Genomic DNA, 1267 nt, shown 5'->3' with positions numbered 1-1267 from the left:
CACTTTAATTTCGATAGCCACTGGAACCAGTGGGTATTCACCGAAGACAATCAGAGCATCATATTCCCAGTGAAACCGGTTGCCTCACTGTCGCAGGGCGATTTGCTGCGAGATCTGGCTATTCAGGGAGAAGGTATCGTCCGCCTAGCTGACTTTCACGTTCACCGGGATATCAGAGAAGGAAGATTAATACCGCTTTTTAAGGCATTCCAGTCTCCTGTCAGAGAGCCGCTCTATATAATTTACGCGAAAAGGCAGCATCTCAGCCCGCGCATCCGCTGTTTTATTGAATTCATGGAAAAACAGATAGCCCTGCATCCCTGGAGCATTTGAATTTTCAGCCAGCCCCTTACTACTTGTCCCCAAGGTCATATTTAAATACTCACTGTGAAACTACGTCACAGTGGGTATTCCTGCTGCTCGAATCCCGTCGCTAAGGGATCGTGTTACTGTTTTATGGATTTTTACAGAACGAATCCATTTTCCAGGACAGAAGATATTACTATGTCAGACAAACAAACATCGCTTGCAGGGATGGCACTGGCCCTGGCTTTCTTTTCCGGCATGCTGAGCAGCAGTCTTCCCACTCCTCTCTATCCCGTATACATCAGTTTATATGGTTTCAGCGCTTCTCAAATAATGGCGGTTTTTGGCGTCTACGCGGCTGGAGTCCTTTTAGCGCTTGCATTTACCGCCAGGGTTAATATCAGGCCTGAGCTGTATACAAAACCTCTGTATGCAGGTCTGGCCTGCGTTTTGCTGTCATCACTACTGATGATGCTTGCAGATAACTTTATGATACTTATCCTAGGCCGTTTTGTTACCGGTCTGGGTTCAGGTATTTTAATGGCCTATATTAACCGCTCGCTGATTAAATTATTTGATACGGAAGTAAGTAATACTGCGGCATTGACGGCTTCTGCCTCGTTGATCCTTGGACAGGCTATTGGCCCATTAATTACGGGGGAAATCGTGCATCGCGGTTTTTATGCACTTAAGGCTCCCTACGTAATTCTTTTTATTCTGGTTACAGCGTCAGTATTTGCGATCAGGGGCAGTCGTCTGGTGATTAACAGGCACAGTACGCCCGTAACCGGTGAACGGAAAAATGTCAAAACTCAAGGTCATAAGGTACTCTCTTTCCGGGACGTCATCGTCTGCTGCATGGCCATATTTCTTTCATGGGCGATGGCGTCCACGTTTATGTCCCAGGGACCCACCCTCGCCCGCACCTACTTCAATGTTACCAGCGTGCAGCTGGTAAGCT

Annotated in this window: 2 protein-coding genes; both read left to right on the top strand. The window is 47.3% G+C overall.

What is annotated here, in order from left to right; genetic code table 11:
* Window positions 1-333: LysR substrate-binding domain-containing protein (locus AC1DUO_RS25115; protein WP_477989399.1), on the top strand; the 333-nt coding region annotated here is incomplete at its 5' end.
* A gap of 171 nt (window positions 334-504) precedes the next feature.
* A partial coding sequence (locus AC1DUO_RS25110) for an MFS transporter (protein WP_477989397.1) occupies window positions 505-1267 on the top strand: 763 nt, incomplete at its 3' end.

Source organism: Rahnella sp. P4_A8, from assembly GCF_056402435.1.
Note: the sequence above shows the minus strand (reverse complement) of the source record. Positions and strands in the feature narration are given on the sequence as shown.